The 26,042-nt window shown below is 73.1% G+C and carries 24 protein-coding genes; 9 read left to right on the top strand and 15 right to left on the bottom strand.

Translation table 11 applies throughout. The annotated features are described in order from the left end of the window. Nucleotides 1–2 precede the first annotated feature (2 nt). Both V7E45_RS09290 and V7E45_RS09285 read right to left on the bottom strand, forming a co-directional pair. Nucleotides 3–1,136: an acyl-CoA dehydrogenase family protein gene (locus V7E45_RS09290; RefSeq protein WP_333773631.1), complete on the bottom strand. Its 1,134-nt coding sequence runs from the start codon at nt 1,134–1,136 to the stop codon at nt 3–5. Next, entirely contained in the window at nt 1,136–2,329 is a 1,194-nt protein-coding gene (locus tag V7E45_RS09285) for an amidohydrolase family protein (RefSeq protein WP_333773630.1), read from the bottom strand. The genes V7E45_RS09290 and V7E45_RS09285 overlap by 1 nt, the downstream gene beginning before the upstream one ends. A gap of 155 nt (nt 2,330–2,484) precedes the next feature. Between V7E45_RS09285 and V7E45_RS09280 the strand changes: the two genes are divergently transcribed. Continuing rightward, the gene (locus V7E45_RS09280) at nt 2,485–4,002 is read left to right on the top strand and encodes a class I adenylate-forming enzyme family protein (protein WP_333773629.1); all 1,518 of its coding nucleotides are present in this window, start codon (nt 2,485–2,487) and stop codon (nt 4,000–4,002) included. Here the strand turns inward: V7E45_RS09280 and V7E45_RS09275 are convergent. Both V7E45_RS09275 and V7E45_RS09270 read right to left on the bottom strand, forming a co-directional pair. After that, nucleotides 3,986–4,498 carry an EF-hand domain-containing protein gene (locus V7E45_RS09275; RefSeq protein WP_333773628.1) on the bottom strand — a complete coding sequence of 171 codons (513 nt, stop codon included), beginning with the start codon at nt 4,496–4,498 and terminating at the stop codon, nt 3,986–3,988. The genes V7E45_RS09280 and V7E45_RS09275 overlap by 17 nt on opposite strands. Before the next feature lie 155 nt (nt 4,499–4,653). Beyond that, nucleotides 4,654–5,034: an STAS domain-containing protein gene (locus V7E45_RS09270; protein ID WP_333773627.1), complete on the bottom strand. Its 381-nt coding sequence runs from the start codon at nt 5,032–5,034 to the stop codon at nt 4,654–4,656. A gap of 334 nt (nt 5,035–5,368) precedes the next feature. Here V7E45_RS09270 and V7E45_RS09265 point away from each other — a divergent pair, with 334 nt between their 5' ends. Both V7E45_RS09265 and V7E45_RS09260 read left to right on the top strand, forming a co-directional pair. Further along, complete coding sequence (locus V7E45_RS09265) at nt 5,369–5,962, top strand: sigma-70 family RNA polymerase sigma factor (protein WP_333773626.1); 594 nt, start codon at nt 5,369–5,371, stop codon at nt 5,960–5,962. Next, nucleotides 5,959–7,362 (top strand): MDMPI N domain containing protein, encoded by a 1,404-nt coding sequence (locus V7E45_RS09260; protein ID WP_443055994.1) that lies wholly within the window; start codon nt 5,959–5,961, stop codon nt 7,360–7,362. Before V7E45_RS09265 ends, V7E45_RS09260 begins: the two co-directional genes overlap by 4 nt. A gap of 54 nt (nt 7,363–7,416) precedes the next feature. On the opposite strand, the gene V7E45_RS09255 is transcribed toward V7E45_RS09260, so the two are convergent. The 3 genes from V7E45_RS09255 to V7E45_RS09245 all read right to left on the bottom strand — a co-directional run bounded on the left by V7E45_RS09255 (nt 7,417) and on the right by V7E45_RS09245 (nt 9,769). Continuing rightward, the gene (locus tag V7E45_RS09255; RefSeq protein WP_333773625.1) at nt 7,417–8,196 is read right to left on the bottom strand and encodes an SDR family NAD(P)-dependent oxidoreductase; all 780 of its coding nucleotides are present in this window, start codon (nt 8,194–8,196) and stop codon (nt 7,417–7,419) included. Between the two features lie 98 nt (nt 8,197–8,294). Beyond that, complete coding sequence (gene purU / locus V7E45_RS09250) at nt 8,295–9,179, bottom strand: formyltetrahydrofolate deformylase (RefSeq protein ID WP_333773624.1); 885 nt, start codon at nt 9,177–9,179, stop codon at nt 8,295–8,297. Nucleotides 9,180–9,268: 89 nt separating this feature from the next. After that, nucleotides 9,269–9,769, bottom strand: coding sequence for an SCO4402 family protein (locus V7E45_RS09245; protein ID WP_333773623.1), 501 nt, complete (start codon nt 9,767–9,769; stop codon nt 9,269–9,271). Nucleotides 9,770–9,886: 117 nt separating this feature from the next. Between V7E45_RS09245 and V7E45_RS09240 the strand changes: the two genes are divergently transcribed. Beyond that, complete coding sequence (locus V7E45_RS09240; RefSeq protein WP_333773622.1) at nt 9,887–11,215, top strand: ABC transporter substrate-binding protein; 1,329 nt, start codon at nt 9,887–9,889, stop codon at nt 11,213–11,215. A gap of 45 nt (nt 11,216–11,260) precedes the next feature. Here V7E45_RS09240 and V7E45_RS09235 read toward each other — a convergent pair whose 3' ends face one another. Continuing rightward, entirely contained in the window at nt 11,261–12,928 is a 1,668-nt protein-coding gene (locus tag V7E45_RS09235; RefSeq protein WP_333773621.1) for a hypothetical protein, read from the bottom strand. Between the two features lie 201 nt (nt 12,929–13,129). Beyond that, entirely contained in the window at nt 13,130–14,515 is a 1,386-nt protein-coding gene (locus V7E45_RS09230; RefSeq protein WP_333773620.1) for a transcriptional regulator, read from the bottom strand. 274 nt (nt 14,516–14,789) lie between these two features. Here V7E45_RS09230 and V7E45_RS09225 point away from each other — a divergent pair, with 274 nt between their 5' ends. From V7E45_RS09225 to V7E45_RS09215, 3 genes are read left to right on the top strand one after another with little or no spacing between them, the layout of a single operon-like run. After that, the gene (locus V7E45_RS09225) at nt 14,790–15,443 is read left to right on the top strand and encodes a bifunctional DNA primase/polymerase (protein ID WP_333773619.1); all 654 of its coding nucleotides are present in this window, start codon (nt 14,790–14,792) and stop codon (nt 15,441–15,443) included. A 53-nt stretch (nt 15,444–15,496) separates the two neighbouring features. Beyond that, a complete protein-coding gene (locus V7E45_RS09220) occupies nt 15,497–16,273 on the top strand; it encodes an ABC transporter ATP-binding protein (protein WP_333773618.1) in 777 nt (258 codons plus the stop codon). Beyond that, on the top strand, nt 16,270–17,859 hold the full coding sequence (locus V7E45_RS09215; protein ID WP_333773617.1) for a transporter: 1,590 nt from the start codon (nt 16,270–16,272) through the stop codon (nt 17,857–17,859). Before V7E45_RS09220 ends, V7E45_RS09215 begins: the two co-directional genes overlap by 4 nt. Before the next feature lie 14 nt (nt 17,860–17,873). Here the strand turns inward: V7E45_RS09215 and V7E45_RS09210 are convergent, their stop codons facing one another. Both V7E45_RS09210 and V7E45_RS09205 read right to left on the bottom strand, forming a co-directional pair. Further along, the gene (locus tag V7E45_RS09210) at nt 17,874–18,734 is read right to left on the bottom strand and encodes an alpha/beta fold hydrolase (RefSeq protein WP_333773616.1); all 861 of its coding nucleotides are present in this window, start codon (nt 18,732–18,734) and stop codon (nt 17,874–17,876) included. A gap of 349 nt (nt 18,735–19,083) precedes the next feature. Continuing rightward, entirely contained in the window at nt 19,084–19,776 is a 693-nt protein-coding gene (locus tag V7E45_RS09205; RefSeq protein WP_069780244.1) for a metal-dependent transcriptional regulator, read from the bottom strand. A 216-nt stretch (nt 19,777–19,992) separates the two neighbouring features. Between V7E45_RS09205 and V7E45_RS09200 the strand changes: the two genes are divergently transcribed. Beyond that, complete coding sequence (locus V7E45_RS09200) at nt 19,993–20,748, top strand: SIS domain-containing protein (protein WP_333773615.1); 756 nt, start codon at nt 19,993–19,995, stop codon at nt 20,746–20,748. Nucleotides 20,749–20,880: 132 nt separating this feature from the next. Here V7E45_RS09200 and V7E45_RS09195 read toward each other — a convergent pair whose 3' ends face one another. The 3 genes from V7E45_RS09195 to pdxH form a co-directional block, all read right to left on the bottom strand. Then, nucleotides 20,881–22,329 (bottom strand): PAS domain-containing protein, encoded by a 1,449-nt coding sequence (locus tag V7E45_RS09195; RefSeq protein ID WP_333773614.1) that lies wholly within the window; start codon nt 22,327–22,329, stop codon nt 20,881–20,883. Nucleotides 22,330–22,417: 88 nt separating this feature from the next. Continuing rightward, entirely contained in the window at nt 22,418–22,903 is a 486-nt protein-coding gene (locus tag V7E45_RS09190) for a GNAT family N-acetyltransferase (protein ID WP_333773613.1), read from the bottom strand. A gap of 419 nt (nt 22,904–23,322) precedes the next feature. Then, entirely contained in the window at nt 23,323–24,012 is a 690-nt protein-coding gene (gene pdxH, locus V7E45_RS09185) for a pyridoxamine 5'-phosphate oxidase (protein ID WP_333773612.1), read from the bottom strand. 167 nt (nt 24,013–24,179) lie between these two features. Here pdxH and V7E45_RS09180 point away from each other — a divergent pair, with 167 nt between their 5' ends. Further along, on the top strand, nt 24,180–25,280 hold the full coding sequence (locus V7E45_RS09180; RefSeq protein WP_333773611.1) for a citrate synthase 2: 1,101 nt from the start codon (nt 24,180–24,182) through the stop codon (nt 25,278–25,280). A 93-nt stretch (nt 25,281–25,373) separates the two neighbouring features. Here the strand turns inward: V7E45_RS09180 and V7E45_RS09175 are convergent. Then, nucleotides 25,374–26,042: isopenicillin N synthase family dioxygenase (locus V7E45_RS09175; protein WP_333773610.1), on the bottom strand; the 669-nt coding region annotated here is incomplete at its 5' end.

The following is a 26,042-nucleotide window of genomic DNA, read 5'->3' as shown; positions in this document are numbered from 1 at the left end:
GGTCACCGTCCCTTCGGCAGGCCGAGCACGCGCTCGGCGACGATGTCGCGCTGGATCTGCGAGGTGCCGGCGGCGATGGTGTACGACAGCGAGGAGAGCCGGTCCAGGACCCAGGGCCGGTCCAGGTCGAGCGCGTCGGGTCCGAGCACCTCGGCGGCGGTGTCGTACAGCTCCTGGCGGGCGTGCGAGTACCTCAGCTTGAAGACCGAGCCGCCGGCGCCCGGCACCCCGCCGCTCGCCTCCGCCTCGCTGACGTTCCACTGGGTCAGCCGCCACAGCGCGCGGAACTCGGCGGCCAGCCGGCCGATCCTGCGGCGCAGCACGGGGTCGTCCCAGCGGCCGTTGTCCCGGGCGGCGCGGGCGAGTTCGCCCAGCACCCGGCGGCAGGCGACGACCTCGCCGACGAAGGCGGTGCCGCGTTCGAAGGACAGCGTCACCATGGTGACGCGCCAGCCGTCGTTCTCCGCCCCCACCCGGTTGCCGGCCGGCACCCGGACCTCGTCCAGGAACACCTCGGCGAACTCCGCCGATCCGGCGAGGGTGCGCAGCGGCCGTACGGTGATGCCGGCGGCGTCCATGGGCATGGCCAGCCAGGTGATGCCCCGGTGCCGGGGCGCCGCCGGGTCGGTGCGGACCAGCAGTTCGCACCAGTCGGCGACCTCGGCGTGCGAGGTCCAGATCTTGGACCCGCTCACCACGTAGTCGTCGCCGTCGCGCCACGCGCGCGTGCGCAGCGCGGCGAGGTCGGACCCGGCGTCCGGTTCGCTGAACCCCTGGCACCACACCTCGTCGCCGCGCAGGATGGGCGGCAGCCAGCGGGCCCGCTGTGCGGGGGTGCCCTCGGCGGCGATGGTGGGGCCCGCGTGCAGCAGCCCCACGAAGTTCGCGCCCACGTAGGGCGCGCCCGCCCGCTCGGTCTCCTCCAGGAAGATGAGCCGGGTGGTCGGGGAGGCGTCCCAGTGCACGTCGGCGTACCCGGCGTCGTGGAGCGTGCGCTGCCAGCCGAGGTCGTGGGCGCGGCGGGCGGGCCAGTCCTCCGGGGACGGCGGGGCCGGCAGGGTGGGCAGGACCTTGGCGAGCCACTCCCGCAGCCGGGCCCGGAACTCCTCCTCCTCGGGCGTGTACGACAGGTCCATCAGTCGTCGAGGTCCAGGCCGAGCATGCGGATGGCGTTGCCCCGCATCAGCTTGTGCACGGTCTCCTCGTCCAGGCCCTTCACATGCTCCAGGGCGACCTCCTTGGTGTGCGGGAAGGTCGAGTCGACGTGCGGGTAGTCGGTCTCGAAGGTGGCGTTGTCCCGTCCGATCACGTCCAGGGAGGCCACCCCGTGCCGGTCGCGGAAGAAGCAGCAGAAGATCTGCCGGTAGTAGTACGTCGACGGCGGCTCCGGGACCAGGTCGCGCACCCCGCCCCAGGCGCGGTGCTCCTCCCACACGTCGTCGGCGCGCTCCAGGGCGTACGGGATCCAGCCCATCTGGCCCTCGGAGTAGGCGAGCTTGAGGGTGGGGAACTTCACCAGTACGCCGCTGAAGAGGTAGTCCATCATCGAGGCCATCGCGTTGTTGAAGCTGAGCGCGGCCTGGACGGCGGGCGGCGCGTCCGGGGAGGCGGCGGGCATCTGGGAACTGCTGCCGATGTGCATGTTGACGACCGTTCCCGTCTCCTGGCACACCGCGAAGAAGGGGTCCCAGTAGCCGGAGTGGATGGACGGCAGCCCGAGGTGGGTGGGGATCTCGGAGAAGGTCACCGCCCGCACCCCGCGCCGGGCGTTGCGGCGGATCTCCGCGACGGCCGCCGCCACGTCCCAGAGCGGGATCAGGCACAGCGGGATCAGGCGCCCCCCGCTGTCCCCGCACCACTCCTCCACCATCCAGTCGTTGTAGGCCCGCACGCAGGCGAGGGCGACCTCCTTGTCGTGCGCCTCGGCGAAGGTCTGCCCGCAGAAGCGCGGGAAGGTCGGGAAGCAGAGGCTGGCCTCGACGTGGTTGAGGTCCATGTCGGCGAGCCGGGCCTTCGGGTCCCAGCAGCCGCGCCGCATCTGCTCCCGGGTGATGCCCTCCAGGGTCATCTCGTCCCGGTCGAAGCCGACGGCGGCGATGTTGCGCTTGTACGGGAACTTCAGGTCCTCGTAGATCCACCAGTCGGTCGGCAGGCCGTCCGGGTCCATGGTGATCTGGTACTTGCCGCCGACGTACGCCAGCTCGCCGATCCCGGCGGTCAGCGGCTTGGGCCCGCGCTCCCGGTACTTCGCCGGGAGCCAGGTCTCGAAGAGGTGGGCGGGCTCGATCACATGGTCGTCGACGCTGATGATGCGCGGCAGTTCGGTCATGGGTCCCCCACCTGTTGATCTGCCCGGGGCGCTTTATCTGACGGTTCGTCAGATGTGCCGTAGCCAGCAGGCTAGCCCGCACCCCCTGGACCGACAAGGCGCACGGGCCTACGCTCTGCGCACGATCTGACGCATCGTCAGCCATGGGGGTCGCCGTGAACGACACCGCACACGTCCTGAGCGCCTCGCGCACCCTGTGGGAGCTGGTGGACCGCCGGGCCCGCCTCACCCCCGGCCGGCCCGTGCTGCTCCAGGACGACCGCCGGCTGACCTTCGGCGAGCTGCGCACCCGCGCCGAGCGGGTCGCGGCCGGGCTGTACGGCATGGGCGTGCGCCCCGGCACGGTGGTCGCCTGGCAGCTGCCCACCCGCATCGAGACGGCCGTGCTGTCCTTCGCGCTGGCCCGGCTGGGCGCCGTGCAGTCCCCGGTCATCCCGTTCTACCGGGACCGCGAGGTCGGCTTCGCGCTGCGCGAGTCGCGGGCGGAGTTCTTCGCCGTGCCGGGCGTCTGGCGCGGCCACGACCACACGGAGATGGCCCGGCGGCTCGGCGCGAAGGGCGTCTTCGAGGCGTACGACGACCTGCCCGACGGCGACCCCTCGGTGCTCCCGGCGCCGCCCGCCGACGGCACCTCGGTCCGCTGGATCTACTGGACCTCCGGGACCACCTCCGACCCCAAGGGCGTGCTGCACACCGACCGTTCACTGATCGCGGGCGGCTCCTGCCTGGCCCACGCGCTGCGGCTGCGGCCGGACGACGTGGGCTCGATGGCCTTCCCCTACGCCCACATAGCCGGGCCCGACTACACGGTCATGCTGCTGCTCTACGGCTTCCCGGCGGTGATGTTCGAGCAGTTCGCGCTGCCGGACGCGCTGGAGGAGTACCGGCGGCACGGGGTGACGGTGGCCGGGGGCTCCACGGCCTTCTACTCCATGTTCCTGGCCGAGCAGCGCAGACGGCCGGGCGCGAAGGTGATCCCCACCCTGCGGCTCCTCGCGGGCGGCGGTGCCCCGAAGCCGCCGGAGGTGTACCACGCCGTCGTGCGCGAGATGGGGGTGCAGCTCACCCACGGGTACGGCATGACGGAGGTGCCGATGATCACCATGGGCGATCCGGAGGACACGCCCGAGAACCTCGCGACGACCGAGGGGCGGCCGCCCGCGGGCATGCGGATCCGGATCGTGGACGGGGAGGTGCGGCTGCGGGGCGAGGCCGTGTGCCAGGGCTACCTGGACCCGGCCCAGACGGCGGCGGCCTTCGACGAGGAGGGCTACCTGCGCACCGGTGACCTCGGCCGGGTGACCGGCTCCGGGCACCTCGTGCTCACCGGGCGGCTGAAGGACGTGATCATCCGCAAGGGCGAGAACATCTCGGCCAAGGAGATCGAGGACCTGCTCGCCGCACACCCCGCGGTGGCGGACGCGGCGGTGATCGGACTGCCGGACGCCGAGCGCGGCGAACTGGTGTGCGCGGTGGTCGAACCGCCGCCCGGGACACCGGGACCGACCCTCGCCCAGACGGTCTCGTACCTGCGCGCGGCGGGACTGTCCGTCCACAAGCTGCCGGAGCGGCTCGAGGTGGTGGACTCCCTGCCGCGCAACGAGACCCTGCGCAAGGTGCTCAAGTACAAGCTGCGCGAACGGTTCTCGCGCACGCCTACTCGGGAACCGTGAAGTACCGCGCGAACGCCGGGACGATCTCCGCCTCGCCGATCCTGCCGTCGCCGTCCGCGTCGAGGGCGGCGGCGACCGTGCGGGCGACGTTCTCCGGCACGTGGAAGATGCGCAGGACGCGGACGGTGTCGGAGACGGTGGCCCGGCCGTCGCCGTCCGGGTCCGCCACGGCCAGGGACGCGTGCAGGAAGGGGCGGGCGATCTCGGCGAAGCGGTCGGGGTTGTCGCGCAGCCGCTTGACCGCGCCGGTGACGAACTCCTCGCGGGTGATGCGCTGGTCGCCGTCCCGGTCCGCGATGCCGGCCATGCCCTGCCAGAACGCCTCCGCGCCGGCGTACAGCGCCTGGCCCCGGTCGGAGCGGGCGGGCACGGCGAACTCCGCGAGCAGGGCCTTGGCCGCGGAGTTGAAGTCCCCGCGGTCGATCCAGCCGTTGCCGTCCTGGTCGAAGGTGGCGAACCGGGCGGCGATCCTGCGCTCGTACTCGGTGCTGACCATGTCTGTCGGGCCGCCTTACGTTGACGTGGGGGTCGATCTGGCAGGGAGCGTACGGCGTGGGCGGCGGCGAGGTGACGAAAAGGCGGCCGTTGTGCCAAGACCGGGGGAATTCCGCGACGACTTCGTGCCGATCGGCGGGCGACCGGGCGGGGGGATCAGGCGGAGAGGGGGTCCGCCTCGTCGGTGACGGCGGACCCGACGTCCGGACGGACGTCGAACAGGCGGCGGACGCCGAGCGCACCGAGCACCCGGTTGACGTGGGAGCCGTCCTCGGCACCCCGGTCCGGCAGGATCAGCCGCAACCGGCCCTGGCAGGAGCGGATCAGCCGGCGCGCCGCGATCAGCACGCCGACCCCGCTCGAGTCGCAGAAGAAGACCTCGGAGAGGTCGAGGATCAGGCTGTGGTGGCCCTCGGCGACCACATCGTGCACGCGCTGGCGCAGTACCGGGGAGGTCACCAGGTCCAGTTCCCCGGTCACCTGGAGCACGGCCCACTCGCCTTCTTCGACGCCGGTCACCCTGAATGTCACGGCCACGCCCCTCCGCTCGCCGGAACTCCCGGAACCGCCCGGAAACGGAAGCAGTTCCTACGTTTCTTTCCGCGCGGCTGCCCAGCGGCCGTTCCCTGAAACTTCCCGCAGCAAACCGTGCACGATCAACAAAGGGCTTGTTTCAGTCACTATCGATCCTGTTCGATCGGAGATTGGCCCGCTCTGCGTGAAGGTTGTGTGAAGAGGGCACTATCACCTGCGACGCTTGCAGGGGCGCACATTGACACAAAGGGGCGTGCGCTGTCGGACGTGCCGACTACATTCGAGAGGGCAGTACCGACACGCTGGACGGGCCGGACGAGACCGAGGGGAGGGCAGCATGGCGCACAAGGACGTACCGCCCCGCTGGGACCGCAAGATGCAGCAGCGGCTCGCGCGGGGTGAGGCGGCGGCACTCGGCGAGCTGTACGACCGGTTCGCCTCGCTGGTGCACAGCCTCGCCCACCGCGTCCTGGGGGACGAACGGGCCGCCGACGGCGTCACCCGGGAGGTCTTCGCCCATGTCTGGGAACACCCCGACAGCTACGACCCCAAGCAGGGCCCGCTGCGCTCCTGGGTGGCCGCGGTGACCCACCGGCTGGCCGTGCAACGGCTGCGCGCCACCGAGACGGCCGCGCTCACCCGGGGCGGCGGCGACCGCGCCGACGACCAGGCGGACGAACTGGAGGGTCTGGAGAGCAAGGTGCGCCGCGCCTCGGTCGCCGCCCGCGCCGACTACATCGTCCACTCCATGCCCGCCCCGCTGCGCGCCGCCCTCGAACTGGCCTACTTCCAGCGCCGCGACTACCGCCAGACCGCCGCCGACCTCGGCGTCACCGAGGACGAGGCCCGCCGCCGGCTCCGCCTCGGCCTCCAACTGCTGTCCACCGCCCACGACGCGGGCACCCCGCCGGGATACGGGGGTGCGGTGTGAGCGGCACGGGAGGCTCCGGGGCGCACGACGGCCAGGAGCGGGACGACCACGACGAGTGGACCGCGTGGCACCAGGGAGCCGACGAGCGCCGCCCGTTCGGCGACGTGCGCGGGACGGACCACGGCGCCGGTGCCGTGCCGCCCGGCGCCGGCGGCCCCGGACCCGACCGGTCGCCGCCCCGGATACCGCTGCCCCGCGCCTCCGTCGAGGACAGCGGACAGCCACTGCCCGACCTGGCCGACCTGGGGGACCCCGCAGCCGTGCCGCTCGACCTGTCGCACGACGTCCTGAAGTCGCTCCTCGGCGCCTGGGCCCTGGCCGCCTGCTCGGTGGCCGAGACGGCGGCCGTGGAGGAACACCTGGGCGCCTGCGGTGCCTGCGCCGAGGAGGCGCTGCGGCTGCGCGAGGCGGTCGGCCTGCTGCACCAGCCCGAGAGCCTCGACCTCGACCCCGCCCTGCGCACCCGCGTCCTGGAGAGCTGCCTCGACCGCAGGCCGCCGCGCATCCCGGTGCCCGAGTGGGCGGCCGCCTACGACGCCGAGACCGCGCGCCTGGACGCGCTGCTCCAGGACTTCGGGGACGCCGAGTGGCACGCGCCGGTGCGCCTGCGGTGGTTCGAGGCCGACGCGGCCACGAGCCGGCGCACCACCGTGGCCGGGGTGATCGCCCATCTGCTGACGGTGGACGGGCTGGTCGCGGTGGCGCTCGGACTGGAGGACCCGCTGGCCGAACTCGCCGGGAAGAACGCCGGGAGCGCGCCGGAGGCGGTCGGCCCGGCCGCCCGGACCGAGGCGTTCTGGCGCACGTCCCACTTCCCGCCGACGCGCTCGGTGCGCGGGCCGTGGCGGGAGCAGAGCCACGGCATCGTCCGGACGGTGTCCTTCACCGGCAGCACCGCCGGCGGACTCGAAGTGCCCTACGGCGAGTTCGCGCTGCCGCTGCACGACGCCATGCTGGACCGCGCCTTCGAGTGCTGGATGCACGCCGAGGACATCGCCGAGGCGGTGGACTACCCGTACGAGCCGCCCGCGCCACGGCACCTGAACAGGATGATCGACCTCGCGGCCCGGATGCTGCCTGCCGCGCTGGCCGAGCGGCGCCGGACCGGGCTGTCCGCCCCGGGCAGCACCCCGCACCTCGTGCCCGCGGGGGCACCGGGGCGCAGCCTGCGGCTGGAGATCGAGGGCGCGGCCGGCGGGGAGTGGCTGATCCCGCTGGACTCACCGGCCGCGGTGGGCTCCGCCGACCACGAGGTGGCCCATGTCGCCCTGGACGGAGTGGAGTTCTGCCGCCTGACGGCGGGCCACGTACCGCCGGAGGAGGCCGCGGCGGGACAGATGGGCGACCGGGAGGCGATCAGGGACGTGCTGTTCGCCGCGGCGGGCCTGAGCCGGCTGTGAGGCGGGTTCCGGCTGCGCGGCGGGTTCCGGCTGTGAGGCGGGTTCCGGCCGGGCTCAGTGGACGGAGAACCCGCCGTCCACGAAGACCGACTGGCCGGTGACATAGGCGGAGGCCGGGCCGGCGAGGAACACGGCCGCGCCCGCGAAGTCCTCGGCCAGGCCGTTGCGTCCGACCAGGGTGCGCCCGGCGAGCGCCGCCACCTTCTCGGCGTCGGACGACAGCCGCGCGTTGAGCGGGGTCATGACGAAGCCCGGCACCAGGGTGTTGCAGGTGACGCCGTGCGGCGACCACGCCTCGGCCTGGGAGCGGGCCAGCGACTCCAGCGCCCCCTTGGAGACGCCGTAGGCGCCGCTCTGCACGAACGCCCGGTGCGCCTGCTGGGAGGTGATGTGGATGATCCGGCCGTAGCCGCGCTCGGCCATGCCGGGCCCGAACCGCTGCCCCAGCAGGAAGGGCGCCTCCAGGTTCAGGGTCATGGTGGCGTCCCAGACGTCCTCGCCGAGCTCGCCCATCGGCGGCCTCAGGTTGACCCCGGCGCAGTTGACCAGGATGTCCGGCTCCCCGAACACCCCGGCCGCCTCCTCGGCGGCCGCGCGCACCCCGTCCCGGGTGCTCAGGTCACCGCTCACCCAGGCCGCCCGGCAGCCCTCGGCCACCAGTTCGTCGACCGTCTCGGCCAGTTGCGCCTTCCCGCGTGCCACGACCACCACACTCGCACCGGCGCGGGCCAGCGCCCCGGTGATGGCCCGGCCGATGCCGGAACTGCCGCCGGTCACCACGGCGACCCGGCCGTCCAGCGAGAACAGGTGGGAGAGGTAGGCGCCTGACGTCATGGCCGCAGCCTAGACGGCGCCGGGCAGGCCGGCGCCGACGGGGCGGACGGCGCGGGCGCGGATGGCGAGGGCGGCGCGGGCGGGGGCGCCGACCGCGCTCAGGCGAAGACGACCGTGCGGCGCCCGTTGAGCAGGATCCTGCGCTCGGCGTGCCACTTCACCGCGCGCGCCAGCGCCTGGCACTCGACGTCCCGCCCGATCGCGACGAGCTGGTCCGGGGTCACCCCGTGCCCCACCCGCTCGACCTCCTGCTCGATGATCGGGCCCTCGTCGAGGTCTGCGGTGACGTAGTGCGCCGTGGCGCCGATCAGCTTGACGCCGCGCGTGTGCGCCTGGTGGTAGGGCTTGGCGCCCTTGAAGCTCGGCAGGAACGAGTGGTGGATGTTGATGATCCGGCCGCTGAGCCGCTTGCACAGGTCGTCCGAGAGGACCTGCATGTAGCGGGCGAGGACGACCAGTTCGACGTCCTCCTCGCGGACGAGCTCCAGCAGCCGCGCCTCGGCGTCCGCCTTGGTCTCCTTCGTCACCGGGATGTGGTGGAAGGGGACGTTGTAGGAGCCGACCAGCTCCTCGAAGTCGGTGTGGTTCGACACCACGGCCGCGATCTCGACCGGCAGGGCGCCGATCCGCGCCCGGAACAGCAGGTCGTTCAGGCAGTGCCCGAACTTGCTGACCATCAGGACGATGCGCATCTTCTCGTCGGCGCCGTTGATCTGCCAGTCCATGTGGAAGGAGTCACCGATCGCCGCGAAGCTCGCCCGGAGCTTGTCCACGGTCACCGGCGCCTCCCCGGAGAAGTGGACGCGCATGAAGAACAGTCCCGTGTCGTGGTCGCCGAACTGCTGGCTGTCCTCGATGTTGCAGCCGGTCATGAACAGGTAGCTCGACACGGCGTGCACGATGCCCTTTTTGTCCGGACAGGAGAGGGTGAGGACGTACTGGTCCGCCGGGTCGTCGGCGGCGCGCGCAGGCTGCTCGTTCATGCACTACAGGGTCCCACAAGGACCCCCCGCCGTGGGCGGTCGTCCCGCAGGGCGGACGGGTGGGCGGACGCCGGCCGGTGGGGCGGGCCCTAGGCCGTCCTCGTCACGATCCGCAGCACTTCCAGGCTGCGCGGAGTCGCCTCGGGGTCGTCGCCGTCACTGGCCGCCAGGCGCAGGTGCGCGTCCCGGGCCGCCCGCACCGCCTCCGGCCACGCGTGGTGGTCGAGGTAGGCGGAGACCGGCGCGTCCGGGCCGACCTGGTGCATGATCCGCAGCACCCGCAGGACGGCGGTGTCGACGAGCGCCGCCTCCTGGGAGTCCCGGAAGATCGTGCCGACGTACTTCTCCGCGGACCAGTTGTCCAGCCAGGTGTCCTCCACCAGCCGGTAGACGGCGTCCGTGACGTCGCCGTACCCGTCCACGCCGGCCAGCCAGACGTCCCGCTGGAACGCCGGATCGGAGAGCATGTGCAGCGCGGAGCGCACGTTGCTGCGCCAGCGCCACCACGGCATGTCGTTCAGGGGCATGCCGCCCATGGTGGAGGAGCGACGGCCGCGACGGGAAGTGTTCTCCGAACCTTGCACGGTCATCGATCGTACGTTCCTCGCCACACCGGTCACACGGGACCCCGTAATTCACCTCGGTGTCACCTTTCGTTGACCGAGGGTCACTCCCGGGTTCGCGGTGTGAGGGAATCGTGCGTGTGCATGACCGGCAGGCGATGCTTCCGCAGCACCTTCCCCCTTCCCTTCACCCGGCCCGTCAGAGCCACCGCCCTCGGTGCGGTCGCACTGGCCGCCTGTGCCTCGCTCACCGCCGGATGCGGGGTCATCCCCGGTGCCACGGGGGGCGCCGGGGATGACCCGATCAAGGTCATGACCTGGGCGCCGGAGAACACCGACGCCACCAACAAGCCCGGCATGCCCGCCATGGCCCGCGCCTACGGCAAGTGGATCAACGCCCACGGCGGCATCAACGGCCGCAAGCTCCAGGTCCTGACCTGCAACGACCACAACGACAGCGTGGGCGCGGCGAAGTGCGCCCGGCGTGCGGCGGCCGCGGACGTGGTCGCCGTCGTCGGTTCCTACAGCCAGTTCGGGGACTCCTACCTTGCCCCGCTGGAGAGCGCCGGCATCCCCTACATCGGCGGCTACGGGGTCACCAACGAGGAGTTCACCGGCTCCATGTCCTACCCGGTCAACGGCGGCCAGCCCGCGCTCCTGGCCGGTCTGGGCCGGGCACTGGCCGGCACCTGCGGCCCGGTCGCGCTGGTACGCCCCGACAGCATCGCCGGCGACCAGCTGCCCGCCCTGCTCGACTCCGGCCTCAAGGCGGGCCGGCACGCGGCGGCCGAGGACCAGCTCGCCGCCGAGAACGCCACCGCCTACGACGACCAGGCCGAGCAGGCGCTGCGCTCCGCCACCGGGGACACGGCGAGGAAGGGCTGTGTGGTCCCGGCGCTCGGGGACCGCACCGACACCTTCATGGACTCCTTCCGGCGGGCCCGTGGCGACTTCCCCGCCGTGCGCACGGCGACCGTGCTCGGCAGCGTCGACCAGAGCCTGATCGACGCCACGGGCGGCTCCGGCGGCCCGTACGAGGGCGCGTACGTCACCAGCTGGTACCCGCCGGCGTCCGACTCGCGCTGGGACCCGATGAAGAAGGTGATCAGCGAGGAGGCGTTCGGCGACAACCGCATCGATCCCGCCGACGCCGGCGTGCAGACCACCTGGATCGCCTACATCGTGCTGAAGGCGGTCCTGGAGCGGATCGGCAGCGGCGAGACGACCGCCGACACCGTGCGGCACGCCCTCGACGACGACCTGAAGGTATCCACCGGCGGCCTCACCCCGACCCTCCACTGGCCCTACGAGGGCAAGCTCGCCGGGCTCGGCCTGCCGCGGCTCGTCAACGCCGACGTGACCCTCCAGGTGGTCCGGGACGGCCGGCTGGTCGCCGCGAAGCGGACCGCGGACACGGGCCTCGACGGAGGCACCGACATGACGGCCACGCTGGAGAGCGCCGACCTCGACTGACCCCGGGCGGCCGGACCCGGCCGCCCGGACCCTGCCGTGCGGACCTCAGAGCTGGGTCGGCTGGCGCCGGGTCAGGCCGTACTTCTGCGCGAGGGTGTTCCACAACCCCGCCGCCTTCGCCTTCTGCGTGCTGGCGGTGCCGCTCTCCCGGTTGCCGGCCTGGGTCTCGCCGGTGACCCGGGCGTGGCCCTTGCGGCAGCCCTTGCGGCCACCGCCGACCTGGTCGGCCCAGGCCGCGTAGTGGTTGTCGGCGGCCGCGGACGCCTGCCAGGCCTGGTTGAGCGCGGCGGTCAGCTCGGCGTTGCCGGGCAGCTTGTCGACGGACAGCTTGCCCAGCCGGGTGACCAGGTCGCCGCGCTGCTTGGCCGCGCCGCGCAGATCGGAGGCCGCCTGCCCCAGGTTGTTGCACTGCCGGACGTTCGCCACCGCCTGGATCACCGAGGCGCGGCTGCTGCCGCTGTCGGCGAGCAGCTTGTCCAGGGCGACCGCCTGCTGCCGGGCGGGGTCGGCGGCAGCGGTGGAGGGGGAGTCCTGGGCGGCCGGCGAGGACGCGGCGACGGTCTTGTCGTCGCCGCCCTTGTCCCCGTCGCCACCGCTGAGCATCGCGCCGGCACCGACACCGAGGACGACGATCGCGACACCCACGGCGGCGATCAGCGGCACCCGCGAGCCGGTGCGGCCGCCGCGCCGCCCCTGGTCCTCGTCCACGGGCGGGACGTACGACGGCTGCTGCACCGGATGCGGATAGGGGTCGGACGCCGGGACGCGCGGCATCTGCTGGGTGGCGCCGGCCGGGCCGTCACCGCCCCCGGGGCCGCCGCGGAAGAGGTTGTCGAACTCGGCGGGCGGCTGCCGGTCCCCGCCCTGCGCCTGACCGGTGTACGGCGGTATGTACTGGGTCGCCTGCGCGTCGGGGTGCCCGCCCGGCGCGGCCGGCTGCTGGGCGCGCCCCAGGTACCGCGTCTCCTCCCCGAGGGACTCGGGCGGCGGACCACCCGCTGCCACCGGCGGGAGGTACTGCGTGGCGCCCTCGTCGGCGGGCGCGGGGGCGGCCGGGACCGGGGGCAGGTACTGGGTCGCGCCCTCGTCCGCGGACGCCGCCGGGACCGGCGGGATGTACTGGGTCGCGCCGTCGGCCGCCGGGGGCAGCGGGGCGCCCTGCGCCGGGTACGCCGCCGGCAGCGGCCCGGGCCCGCCCGGGTACTGCTGCGCCGCCGGGTACTGCTGCTGGGGCTGCTGGTAGGCGTCGTGGGCGCCGTAGCCGGGCCGCCCGTGCCCGTCGTGGGCCGGCTGCCGGCCGCCCGCGCCGTAGCCGCCCTGGTCGCCCGCGCCGTAGCCGCCCTGGTCGCCCGCGCCGTAGCCGCCCTGGTCGCCGGCGCCGTAGCCGCCTTGGTCGCCGGCGCCGTAGGACTGACCGCCGTACGACGGGGCCGGCGCCGCCCCCTCCGGAGGGAGCGGGCCGGGGCCGGTGGACTGCTGCTCCGGGGCGCCCCACTGCTGGGCGGCCGCCGGGGGCCAGCCCTGGTCCTGCTGCGGCTGCCGCTGCGGGCCGGGGCCCCACGGGTCACCCCAGCCCTGACCGCCGGCCGGCGCCGCCGAGGCGGCGGGGCCGGTCGTGCCGGGCAGCAAGGGCTCGCCGCCGTCGGAGGGCAGCACGATGCCTTCGCGCGCGGGCCGCGCCGAGGGCTCCTCGCCCTGTCCACTCTGCGTCACCGGGACTCCTACGAATGGGGGACCTTCGGAATCGTCGGCTCACGCTACCGGGTCCCCGGAGCCCGGTGCCACGCAGCGCCGGACGTGATCTTCTTCCCTGTGACAGCGGTAACAGAACTGCCCCGCGGCACGCTGTTTCAGGTGCCCGTCGTGCACACGGGCGCCGTTCGCCGTGCGTTCACGCAACCGCGGGGACAGTGTTCAGGCGGCCGGCTGGAGGTCGAGGCGGGCCCCGAACTCCCGGACGACCGACTCGTCCCGGAAGGGCTCGAGCCGCTGCTGGAGGTCCTCCAGGTACTCGGCGCCCCGGTTGGAACGCAGCGTCTCCAGCAGTTCCACCGCCTTCGTCCCGGTGCTGCACGCCTGCTCGATCTCACGCTGCTGCACCTGGGCCGTGGCGAGCAGCACATAACCGATGGCCCGGCGCCTGGCCCGGGACTCGGGATGCCCGGCGAGCGACTGCTCGGCGTACCGCGCGGCCGCCTCGGGCTGCCCCAGGTCTCGGTGGCAGTGCGCCAGTTCGTCGGCGAGGTAGGCCTCGTCGAAGTGGGCGATCCACACCGGGTCGTCCCCCGAGGCCGCGTCCGCCTGTTCCATCGCCGAGATCGCCCGCCCGGAGGCGGTCTGCGCCGCCCGGACGTCACCGAGCAGGGCGTGCCCGCGCGCCTCGGCCGCGTGGAACATCGCCTCCGCCCGCGGGGTCACCCGTCCGCGCGCCCCCTCCTGCGCCGCCCGCGCCAACTGGGCGATCTCGCGCGGGTTCCCGAGCTGCGCGGCGAGATGGCTCATGGAGGCGGCGAGCACGTATCCGCCGTAGCCGCGGTCTCCCGCGGCCTGCGCGAGGCGCAGGGACTGGATGTAGTACCGCTGGGCCAGGCCCGGTTGACCGGTGTCGACCGCCATGTATCCGGCCAGTTCCGTCAACCGGGCCACCGTCGCGAACAGTTCGCGCCCGACGGCCTCCCGGTAGGACCCCGCGAGCAGCCCGGAGACGACACTGTTGAGGTAGTGCACGACGACCGGGCGCACGTGCCCGCTGCCGTACTGGTGGTCGAGGTCCACCAGCGCCTGGGTCATGGCCCGCACGGCGGCCACGTCGGACTGGCCCACGCGGGGCCCCGCCTGCCGGGCCACCTGGGTGTCCGGCACCGAGATCAGCCAGTCGCGGCTGGGCTCGACCAGCGCGGAGGCGGCGACGGACGAGCCGGACAGGAAGTCCCGCCGGCCCACGTCGCTGCGCCACAGCTCGCAGACCTGCTCGATGGCCCCCAGTACCGTCGGCGAGAACTGGAGACCGACCCCCGAGGCGAGGTTCTTGCCGTTGGCCATGCCGATCTCGTCGATCGTGACCGTACGGCCGAGCTTGCGCCCGAGCGCCTCGGCGATGATCGCCGGCGCCCGGCCCCGCGGCTGCTGTCCGCGCAGCCAGCGGGCCACGGACGTCTTGTCGTAGCGCAGGTCGAGACCGTGCTCGGCGCCGCACATGTTGACCCGCCGGGCCAGCCCGGCGTTCGAGCACCCCGCTTCCTGGATGAGTGCCTGCAGCCGTTCGTTCGGCTGCCTCGCCACGAGAGGCCTTGCGGCCATGTGCTACCCCCTGCGAACCCCTGGAGCGTGACGTTCCGGCCGGACGGTTCCGGCCCCGAAGATCACTGCCCAGCTGACATACCGTCAATGCGTGACATGTGCGGTTTGCCGGGGTAAAGGCTGATGCCACCCCCATCTCTGGTTACCCACCCCACGCCGCGGTTCCTCCCGCGCGCCCCCACAGATGCATCCGTGCGCCCCGGGCGCGGGACCGGTGCTCCTCCCCCGCGCGCCGTGGCCGTAACTCCAGGTGAGTGCGGGAGTTGAGGGGGACGTGGAAGAGACGATCGTGGGGACCGAAGCCGCTCAGATTCCGCAGCAGCGCGGGGAATCACTGCTGGAGACCGCCGTGCGCTATGTCGAGGAACGCCACTGGGACGTGTTCCCGGGCACCTGGTTGGAGGCCGTCGACGGGCTGCAGTACTGCTCGTGCGGCGACGCCTCCTGCCCCGCGCCGGGTGCGCACCCCGCGCGCCCCGACTGGGCGACACAGGCGACCGGCAGCGCGACCGTCGCCCGCCGGATGTGGCAGAAGCAGCCGACGGCGTCGATCCTGCTGCCGACGGGGCGCACGTTCGACGCGCTGTCCGTCCCCGAGAGCGCCGGGTTCCTGGCCCTGGCCCGCATGGAGCGGATGGAGCTGACCCTCGGCCCGGTGACGCTCACCCCCGATCGCCGGATGCACTTCTTCGTGCTCCCGGGTGCTTCCGCGAAGGTTCCCGACCTGGTGCGGACCCTGGGCTGGACGCCGTCCTCGCTGCGGCTGACACCGCTCGGGGAGGGTGGCTACGTGGCCGCCCCGCCGACCCGCTTCGGGTCCCGGGGCGCCGTGCAGTGGGCCCGCCGGCCGACCCACGCGAACCGGTGGCTGCCGGACGCCGAGGAGCTGGTGTCGCCGCTCGCCTACGCCTGCGGCCGGGACAAGTAGCGCCCGGCTCCCCGAACCCTACGGCTCCCGGCGGGCGCCGTAGGGTTCGGTGCATGACCGAGGCTGCGGTGCGTGTGCGGGGACTCTGGAAGCGGTTCGGGCAGCAGGTCGCCGTGGGCGGCATCGATCTCGACCTGCCCGCGGGGAAGTTCATCGGGCTCGTCGGGCCGAACGGCGCCGGCAAGACCACCACGCTGTCCATGGTCACCGGGCTGCTTCGCCCGGACGAGGGGGCCGTCGAGGTCGTCGGGCACGACGTCTGGCGGGACCCGGTGGCCGTCAAGGCGCGGATCGGCGTACTGCCCGAGGGCCTGCGGCTGTTCGAGCGGCTCTCGGGACGCGAACTGCTCGGGTACGCGGGGCGGCTGCGGGGGCTGCCGGGCGCCGAGGTCGACAAGCGGGCCACCCAGGTGCTGGACGTGCTCGACCTGGCCGGCGCACAACACAAACTCGTCGTCGACTACTCGACCGGCATGCGCAAGAAGATCGGGCTCGCCGCCGCACTCCTCCACAACCCGCAGGTGCTCTTCCTGGACGAGCCGTTCGAGGGCGTCGACCCGGTGTCCGCGCAGACGATCCGGCACGTGCTGGAGCGGTACACCGCCTCCGGCGCCACCGTCGTCTTCTCCTCCCACGTGATGGAGCTGGTCGAGTCGCTGTGCGACTGGGTGGCCGTCCTCGCGGCGGGCCGCATCCGCGCCACCGGGTCCCTGGCCGAGGTCCGCGGCGAACACCCCACGCTGCAGGCTGCCTTCCTCGAACTGGTGGGGGCGCGCGGCCGGGACGCCGGGACCGAGCTGGACTGGCTGGGCGGCGGGGCGGCCCGATGACGAACCTGACCGCCACCGTCGTACGGCTGAAACTGTCGCTGCTGCGCAACGGGCTCAGGCAGTCGGCGGGCCGGCGGGCCGCGTTCGTCGCCTCCGCGGTCGTGGCGGTCCTGGCCGCACTGCTGCAACTGGCGGGCCTGCTGGGCTTGCGCGGGCACGCGCACGCCGACGCCGTCGCCGTACCGGGCACGGCCGTCCTGGCCCTCGGCTGGGCGGTGCTGCCGCTGTTCTTCCCCGGCGGCGACGAGACCCTGGACCCGACCCGCCTGGTGATGCTGCCGCTACGGCCCCGCCCACTGGTCCGCGCCCTGCTGGCGGCCTCCCTGGTCGGCATCGGACCGCTGTTCACGCTGCTGGTGCTGGTGGGCTGCGTCCTGTCGGTGGCGCACGGCACGGCCGGGTACGTCGTCGCCGTCGTCGCCGCCGCCCTCGCCCTGCTGGTCTGCGTCGCGCTCGCACGGGCCGTCGCCACCGCCAACGTACGGCTGCTGACCAGCCGGAAGGGCCGCGATCTCGCCGTGCTCAGCGGACTGGTGATCGCGGTCGGGGCCCAGCTCGTCAACTTCGCCGCACAGCGGCTCGGTTCTTCGGGGGCCGGGCAATTGCGGCCGGTCGCGGACGTCCTGTCGTGGGTGCCGCCCGCCTCGGCGGTGGCGGCGGTGCGGTCGGTGAGCGAGGGCGCCTACGGGACGGCGGCCGGACAGCTCGTGCTGACGGTGGCCGGGTTCGCGCTGCTGATCGCCTTCTGGGCGCGGAGCCTGGACCGGCTGATGACCTCACCGGACGGTTCCACCGTGCAGGCCCTCGACGCCGGCGCCCCCGACCGCGCCTCCGCCGGCGGGCCCCGCCGGCTGCTGCCGGGAGGACGCACCGGTCCGGTCATGGAGCGCACCCTGCGCTACGTCTGGCGCGACCCCAAGACCAAGGCAGCCTGGGTCACCTCGCTGGCCATCGGGCTGATCCTGCCGGTGTTCAACGCCCTTCAGGGCACCGGCTCGATCTACTTCGCGTGTTTCGGCGCCGGCATGCTCGGCATCCAGATGTACAACCAGTTCGGCCAGGACGGCTCCGCCTTCTGGATGGTCGCGCTGACGATCGCCACGCCCCGGGACGCCTACGCCGAGCTGCGTGGCCGCGCACTGGCCCTGCTGGTGATCACCCTGCCGTACGCCACCCTCGTGACCGTCCTGACCACGGCCCTGCTCGACGACTGGACCCGGCTGCCGGAGGTCCTGGGGCTGTCTCTCGCGCTGCTCGGGGCAATGCTCGCCACCGGGGCGTGGACCTCGGCCCGCTTCCCGTACTCCATCCCCCAGGAGGGCCACAAGAACGTGGCTCCCGGCCAGGCCGGGCTCGCGTGGATCTCCATCTTCGGCGGCATGGTCGCGGCGGCCCTGCTCTGCTCGCCCGTCATCGCCCTCACCATCGCGCTGAACGCGAGCGCGGGCGGGGACGCCTGGAGCTGGGTGCTGCTGCCGGTCGGCGCCGCGTACGGCGCGACGGCCACGATCCTCGGCCTGCGGCTCTCGGCACCACGGGCGGCGGCCCGCCTGCCGGAGATCCTGACGGCGGTGAGCAAGGGCTGACGGACCGCGCGGCCTCAGCCCATCAGCACGCGCTCCAGGAACGGCTCGACCGCCGCCCGCCAGGCCGGCGGCTGGTCGTAGTGCACCAGGTGACCGGCGTCGGCGACCTCGGCGTACTCGCCACGGGGCAGCACCCGCACCATCTCCTGCGCCTCGGCCCGGCCCAGCTCCCCGTCGAGGCCGCGCACGACCAGCGCGGGGCACCGCACCTGGGCCAGCTCCTCCCAATGCGCGTCGTACACCCAGCTCTCCCGGGTGCGCAGCATCTGCTCCGGCAGGAAGACGGGACGCCAGCCGTCGGCGGACTCCTGCATGACCTCGGCGTAGAAGGCGCCGCGGGCGGGGCTCGGCCGCTCCACCCAGGGATCGTCCTCGCCGAACCACTTGCGGACGTCGGCGAGCGTGGCGAAGGGGACGGGCCAGGACCGGAACCATGCGGTCCACTCGCGCTGGGAGGCGGCGCCGAGCGCGGAGGCCCGCATGTCGCAGATGACCAGGCCGCGCACCAGGTCGGGACGTTTCGCGGCGAGCTGCCACGCGGTGAGCGCGCCCATGGCGTGGCCGATGAGGACCGCGGGCGCGAGGCCGAGCTGTTCCAGGGCCGCCTCGGCGTCCTCGACGTACGCCTCGCGCGTGTAGGCGGCCCGCTGCGGCTTGTCGCTCTGCCCGTGGCCGCGCTGGTCGAGCGCGACGGCCCGGTGCCGCTCGGCGAGCCAGCGGGCGGTGGGCGCCCAGTGCGAGGCACGGCCCATCAGGCCGTGGAGTAACAGCACGCCCGCAGCGCCGGGCTCAGCCTCCGGTTTGGGCGGGTCCGCGAACTCCCAGGCGGCCAGGCGCAGCCCGTCCGCTCCCGCCACGTCGATACGCCGTGCCATCGGCCTGGTACCCCCCAGCTCCGCCTGTCTCGTACCGGTGTACTGCCGTTCCCGTGTCGCACTGACGTCGCACCGCCACCGGACCGCCGTCGTGCCGCGGTCTCGCCGCGGGCGTCCTGCCGACGCAGACTATCGAATGCGTATTCGAAAATACTGCCTCTGCGGACAACACCCCTCCTTCGAGTGACACCCCTCAAGGAATGATCGCCGCCGCCGAGGGGATCTTTCAGGCGGGAGGCGGACCACTCGGGGAAAAGCGGTCCGAGGGGACGACCCTGAGAGCTCGGGGCTCCGGGTCGACACAGGGGAGGACAGGCCCCGGCGCGACAAGCGCCGGGGCCCTCTCCGTTCAGCGCTTGGCGACGAACACGTGCGAGGCGACATCCGCCTCCAGCTCGGCCGCCTCACCACCGCTGCCCACCAGCACCCCGCCGGCCGACTCCGTCACACTCACCACCGAGCCCGGCTGCACACCCGCGCGCCGCAGCGTGTACATCAGCTGCGCATCCGTCTGGATCGGCTCACCGATACGACGGACCACGACCGTCTTGCCGTCCGCGCCCGCGTCCAGATCGGCCAGCGACACCATGCCCTCGTCCAGGAAGGGATCGGCCCCGTCCTTCTCGCCCAGCTCCTCCAGGCCCGGGATCGGATTGCCGTACGGCGACTCGGTCGGGTGCCGCAGCAGCTCCAGCACCCGGCGCTCCACCGCCTCACTCATCACGTGCTCCCAGCGGCACGCCTCCGCGTGCACCTGCTCCCACTCCAGGCCGATCACGTCGACCAGCAGACACTCCGCGAGACGGTGCTTGCGCATCACCCGCGTGGCCAGCCGGCGGCCCTCGTCGGTCAGCTCCAGATGGCGGTCGCTGGCCACGGAGACCAGTCCGTCGCGCTCCATGCGCGCCACCGTCTGACTCACCGTCGGCCCGCTCTGGTCGAGCCGCTCCGCGATGCGGGCGCGCATGGGGACGACGCCTTCCTCTTCGAGCTCGAGGATGGTGCGGAGATACATCTCCGTGGTGTCGATCAGTCCGGACATACGTGCCCCTCGATTACCTCTGCCGGAAGCCCGGCGCGTGCGCTGGCCCTGCCATCAATTCTGCCGTACCCCACTGACAAGCGGGCGGTACCGGGAAAACGGAGGGACGCGGCGCCGGGCGCCCGGCCCGACGCGCACCGTACGCGGCCGTATTGACACCGCATTGGTCCAGACCGCAGGGTGATCCGCGACACAGACGCTGCGAAGGGGCACCGCATGAGCGACGGCACGCCTGCCGACCTGTTCTTCGACGCCGCCATCGGCCTGCTGCAACGGGTCCGCGAGGAGGAGGCCGAGGCGATCACCGCGGCCGGCACCCTGCTCGCCGACACCGTCGCGGCCGGCGGCCGGCTGTTCGCCTTCGGCGCCGGCCACTCCTCCCTGGCCGCCCAGGACGTCGTCTACCGCGCCGGCGGCCTCGCCCTGATGAACCTGCTCGCCGTCCCCGGGGTCGTCGGCGTCGACGTCACCCCCGCCACCCTCGGCTCCGCCCTCGAACGCGTCGACGGACTCGCGAGCGCCGTCCTCGACAGCTCACCTCTGCGCGCCGGTGACGCCCTCGTGATCATCTCCCTCTCCGGCCGCAACGCCCTCCCCGTGGAGATGGCCCTCAACGCCCGCGCCCTCGGCATCCGGGTCATCGGCGTCACCTCCGTCGCCTACGCCACCGAGACCAGCTCCCGGCACAGCTCGGGCACCTTCCTGCGGGACCACTGCGACATCGTCCTGGACTCCAAGATCGCCGTCGGCGACGCGGAACTCACCCTCGACACCATCCCGGCCCCCTTCGCCCCCGCCTCCACCGTGGTGACCACCGCCCTCATGCAGGCGGTCATGGCCACCACCGCAGCCACCCTCGCCGACCGCGGCATCGAACCCCCGCTGCTGCGCTCCGGCAACGTCGACGGCGGCCACGACTGGAACGGCCGCGTCATGACCCAGTACGGCGACCGGATCTTCTACCGGCACTAAGGCCTGTCGGGAAAGTGGTCCTGCCGCGCTCCGGGCGACGAGGCCACTTTCGCGACAGGCCCCAGGACCTGTCGCGTCCGCCGTGAGGCGGGCGGGACCGCACGGACACGCCCTGGCAGCGGCCGGGGACCGTCAGTCCGCCGGCTTCTCCCGCACCGCCTCCGCCAGGTCCAGCGCCGCCCCGATCCGCAACGCCACGTCCTCCGCGTACGCCGCGTCCGACCGCTCGAAACGGCTGCGCCCGGCACCCCGCAGAAAGGTCACCACACCCAGCGTCCGGCCCCGGCTGCGCAGCACCGCGCACAACGCGTGCACCGCCTCGCTCGGCCACTGCCGCGCCAGCGCCCACTCACGCGCCCGCTCGGCCGACACCGATCCGGCGTCCGCCCGCACCGAGCCCGCCCGCTCGACACAGCTCAGCGCCGGATGCCCCGCCTCGTACCGCACCGGCAGCCCCGCCGCGCCCGTGAGCACACTCGGCCCCGGAGCACCGGCGGGCGTCGCCGCGAGCCGCACCAGCCGCACCGGAACCGCGTCGTCACCCTCCCCGCGAGGGGGGCCCGCCAGCCGGTCGAGCAGCGCGTGATCGGCGAAACCGGCCAGGGCGAAGTCCAGATGGACCACGGCCGCCTCCGCCGGGTCCTCGCACTCGGCCGCCGCACGCGCCGCCCGGTGCGACTGGTTGCCACGGAAGCGCAGCAGCGCCGCCTCCTGCTCGCCCTGCTTGGCCTCCGTGACGTCCTGGAACAGCCAGCCCACCCCGAGCGGCACCGGCTCCTCCGCCAGCGGCGAGGCCAGCCGCACGAAACCGCTGCGCCAGCAGCGCCGCGTCTCGCCCTCGGCCGTCCGCACGCTCACCCACATCTCGGCGGGCGCCGGCGGCGCACCCTCCGACAGCACGTGCGTGAGCGCGCTCTCCAGCTCCTCCACACCCTGCGTCAGCAACTCCCCCAGCGGCCGCCCGAGCGCCGACGTGCGCCCGACCCCCAGCGCCCGCGCCGCGTGCCCGTTCACCACCGCGGGCCGCAGATCGGCGTCCACCAGGACCACACCCCAGGACGCGTCCTCGAACAGCGCCTCGCTGAGCGCGATCGACCGTTCGAGATCGATCTGCGCGTGCACCTCGCTGAACGCGCAGTACACCCCCGCCGGCTCCCCGTCGGGCCCTCGCACAGCCGCGGACTGGGTCCGCACCAGAACCCGGCCGCCGCCCTTCGTGACCAGCGCGAACTCGTGCACCTGCCGGCCCGGGGCCCGCATCGCGGACATCAGACGGCCCTGCACCTCCTCGGCGTCGGCGCTGCGCACCGCCCACCCCGCGAACCCGTGCCGGCCCACCGCCTCGGCCGCCGTCCAGCCCAGGATGCGCTCCGCCTCACGGTTCCAGTGCGTCACCGTCCCGTCCGCGTCGAAGGCGCACAGGGCCGCGTCCATGCCGTCGAGCAGCGCGGCGAGCAGATCGGAGCCACCGGACTCCTCCGCCGCCGGACCGCCCGCACCGGCAGCGCTGTGCCGACCGTCCCGCTCGGGCTCGTCCGGCCCCAGCTCGTCGGTGGTCCCACTCCGCCGCGAAGCACTCACCTGGACCCCCTGGAGGCTGCGTCCGCGCACGTACGGCGCTCGGTTCGTTCACTGGCCTTCATTCAACTGGAACGTGACGCAGCCCACATCATGTTCCCGCAATCTTGCCGGAATCCATGTCCGGCCCCGGGATCCGGTCCAGACGCAGGTCGACCCATTCGTCGCTCTCCCCGTCCAGCACATACCGGTCGACCTCCACGAATCCCAGCCGCTCGGCGAACCGCAGCCCCTCCACGTTCGCCGCCAGCACGCACGTCTCCACCGCCGCCGCCCCCAGCCCCCGCGCCCGGGCGAGCCCGTGCCCGTACAGGGCGGCGCCGAAGCCGCGCCGCCGGAAGCCGGGCAGCACACGCGCGATGACGGTCGCGACCCGCCCTTCCCCCGCCGGCGGCCGCACGGTCGAGCAGCCGACCAGCTCGTCCCCGAGATAGGCGTTCTCCAGCCGGTACCGCCCGGCCCGCTCCCGGACGTCCTCCACCGACATCGCGGCAGGCGGCACGATCACGTTGTGCACATGCCGCCACTGCTCCAGCATGAGGTCCCCGTCGACGGGCTCGATTCGAAGGTCGGTCATACGAGCACCTCTACCAGCCGAAACGACCTCCCGTTCGGGAATTTCGCCGGATTCGCAAATCCGAGCGATGTCACGCTGATCTGCCGACCTCCTCGATCCACGTTCACCGGCTTCGCCGGCGGGGGCGGAGCCGCTGCTTCAGAGGCCCGAAAAACAGGTTGAGTCCGTCCCGGCACCGCTCGTACGCTGTGACCACGTGGAAAGGAGGTGATCGGGTAAATGAGTGAAACCCGGACGCGCGAGGTGGCTGCGGGCTAGCGGCCTGCCACCACACTCTGTGCGGTGCCGGACCAGCGTGTGCGCGACACACGCAGCCGGCCCAATCCAACGCAGTCACCCGACCCGCGAGCTCGCCGGCACGTCCGGCCGGCTCCTTCGCCGGCAGGCGGAGGGACCGAGCTCGCGGGTCGTCTGCGTTCTCAGGGGCTGAGGCGTTCCGTGCGCCAGCTTCCGTCCGGGCGGCTGACGTAGCGGAGCCGGTCGTGCAGGCGGTTCTCGCGGCCCTGCCAGAACTCGACGCTCTCGGGGGCGACGCGGAAGCCGCCCCAGTGGGGCGGGACCGGGACCTCCTCCTCGCCCTCGGGGTAGCGGGCGCCGAGTTCGGCGTAGGCGGCGTCCAGGTCGTCGCGGGAGGCGATCACCGAGGACTGGGCGCTGGCCCAGGCGCCGAGCCGGGAGCCGTGCGGGCGGGTGCGGAAGTAGGCGGCGGTCTCCTCGCGGGAGGTGCGCCGGGCGACGCCGGTGACGATGACCTGGCGGGCGATGGGGTGCCAGGGGAAGAGCAGCGAGACGTGGGGGTTGTGCGCCAGCTCGCGCCCCTTGCGGGAGTCGTAGTTGGTGTAGAAGACGAAGCCGTCGGTGTCGTACTGCTTCATCAGGACCGTGCGGGAGCTGGGGCGGCCGTGGACGTCCGCGGTGGAGACGACCATCGCGTTGGGTTCGTAGAGCGTGCCGTGCAGGGCCGCCCGCGCGGCGTCCTCGAACCAGCCGGCGAACTGGTCCATGGGGTGCGCGGGGAGGTCCTTCTCGTCCAGTCCCGCGGCCCGGTACTGCTTGCGCATGGCGGCGGGGTCCACGAGGGGGTCGAGGCTCGGGTCGCGGTCGGTCACGCGGTCATCTTGCCGTATCGAACGCGCATGGCACTCAGTGTCGTGTGGGCTGCCCAAAGCTGGCACTGGGGGTTATCGTGCAGGTTCCGCGCAGCGGTTGGGTGACCACCGGCCGATCGGGGCATCACCGGGGTGACCGCCGCCGAACCTTCACTAGGAGCCGCCTGATGTCCGACTTCGTACCCGGGCTCGAGGGAGTCGTCGCGTTCGAGACGGAGATCGCCGAACCCGACAAGGAGGGTGGCGCCCTGCGTTACCGCGGGGTCGACATCGAGGACCTCGTCGGGCACGTCTCGTTCGGCAACGTGTGGGGACTGCTGGTCGACGGCGCCTTCAATCCTGGCCTGCCGCCCGCGGAGCCGTTCCCGATCCCGGTGCACTCGGGTGACATCCGGGTGGACGTCCAGTCCGCGCTCGCCATGCTGGCGCCGGTGTGGGGGCTGAAGCCGCTGCTCGACATCGACGAGGCGCGGGCCCGTGAGGACCTCGCGCGTGCCGCGGTCATGGCGCTGTCGTACGTCGCCCAGTCGGCGCGTGGGCAGGGGCTGCCCATGGTGCCGCAGCGGGAGATCGACAAGGCGGGTTCGGTGGTCGAGCGGTTCATGATCCGCTGGCGGGGCGAGCCGGACCCCAAGCACGTGGCGGCCGTCGACGCGTACTGGACGTCGGCCGCCGAGCACGGCATGAACGCGTCGACGTTCACGGCGCGGGTGATCGCCTCCACGGGTGCGGACGTCGCGGCCGCGCTGTCCGGCGCGGTGGGTGCGATGTCCGGGCCGCTGCACGGCGGTGCGCCGTCGCGGGTCCTCGGGATGATCGAGGAGATCGAGCGGACCGGTGACGCGGTGGGGTACGTGAAGCAGGCGCTGGACCGCGGTGAGCGGCTGATGGGGTTCGGGCACCGGGTGTACCGGGCGGAGGACCCCCGGGCGCGGGTGCTGCGCCGTACCGCCCGTGAGCTGGGCGCGCCGCGGTTCGAGATCGCGGAGGCGCTGGAGAAGGCGGCGCTGGAGGAGTTGCACAACCGGCGGCCGGACCGGGTGCTGGCCACGAACGTGGAGTTCTGGGCGGCGATCATGCTGGACTTCGCCGAGGTTCCGGCGCACATGTTCACGTCGATGTTCACCTGTGCCCGTACGGCGGGGTGGTCGGCGCACATCTTGGAGCAGAAGCGGACCGGTCGTCTGGTGCGGCCTTCGGCGCGGTACGTGGGGCCGGGGGCGCGGCGGCCGGAGGAGATCCCGGGATACGAGGACATCGCCCGTTAGGGCCGTTCGTCCGAAGGCCCTGGCGGGGCGGCCGGGGGCGGAGGCGCGTCGGGGTCGCGGCTCCGCCCGGTCCGGTCGGGTCCGTGGGGTGGATCAGGCCGGGATCAGGGCGTCGCGGTGGTGCCGTTCGGCGACCAGCGGGTGTGCCCTGAGCTTGCCCTTGAGCTCGTTGTAGCCGTACTCGGCGTGCAGCGGGTTGGACGGGTCGGTGGTGATGCCGGGGGCGGTGGAGGCGTAGGGGAAGGGCAGTGGTTCGACCCGTGCGTCCAGGCGGGGGTTGTAGAAGAAGGGGACCGAGAAGCGTTCGGTCGCTCCCGGCGGGCTGACGACCCGGTGGTTGGTGGCGATCAGGTAGCCGTTGGTGGCCACTTCGAGGAGTTCGCCGAGGTTGACGACGAAGGCGCCGTCGAGCGGCGGGACGTCGTGGAAGCGGTTGTCGTCGCGCTGGACCTGGAGGCCGCCGACGGTGTCCTGGAGCAGCAGGGTGAGGAAGCCGTAGTCCTTGTGGGCGCCCACGCCCTGGTCCGTGCCGTCACCCGCGCTGCCGGGGTAGCGGACGAGCTTGAGGTGCGGGTGGGCGTGCTCGCCGAAGATCGGGTCGTAGAAACCGGCGGGGGCGCCGATGGCCGTGAGCAGCTCGCGCAGCAGCCGCTGGGCGACCGCGCTGAGCCTGTCGATCCAGGTCAGGGCGGCGGTGCGCAGTTCGGGGAGGGCGGCCGGCCACTGGTTGGGGCCTTCGAGCCACCAGTAGGGGGGTTCACC

Origin of the sequence: Streptomyces sp. IBSBF 3136 (genome assembly GCF_036815105.1) — a bacterium.
In the GTDB taxonomy this organism is placed as follows: Bacteria; Actinomycetota; Actinomycetes; order Streptomycetales; family Streptomycetaceae; genus Streptomyces.
Note: the sequence above shows the minus strand (reverse complement) of the source record. Positions and strands in the feature narration are given on the sequence as shown.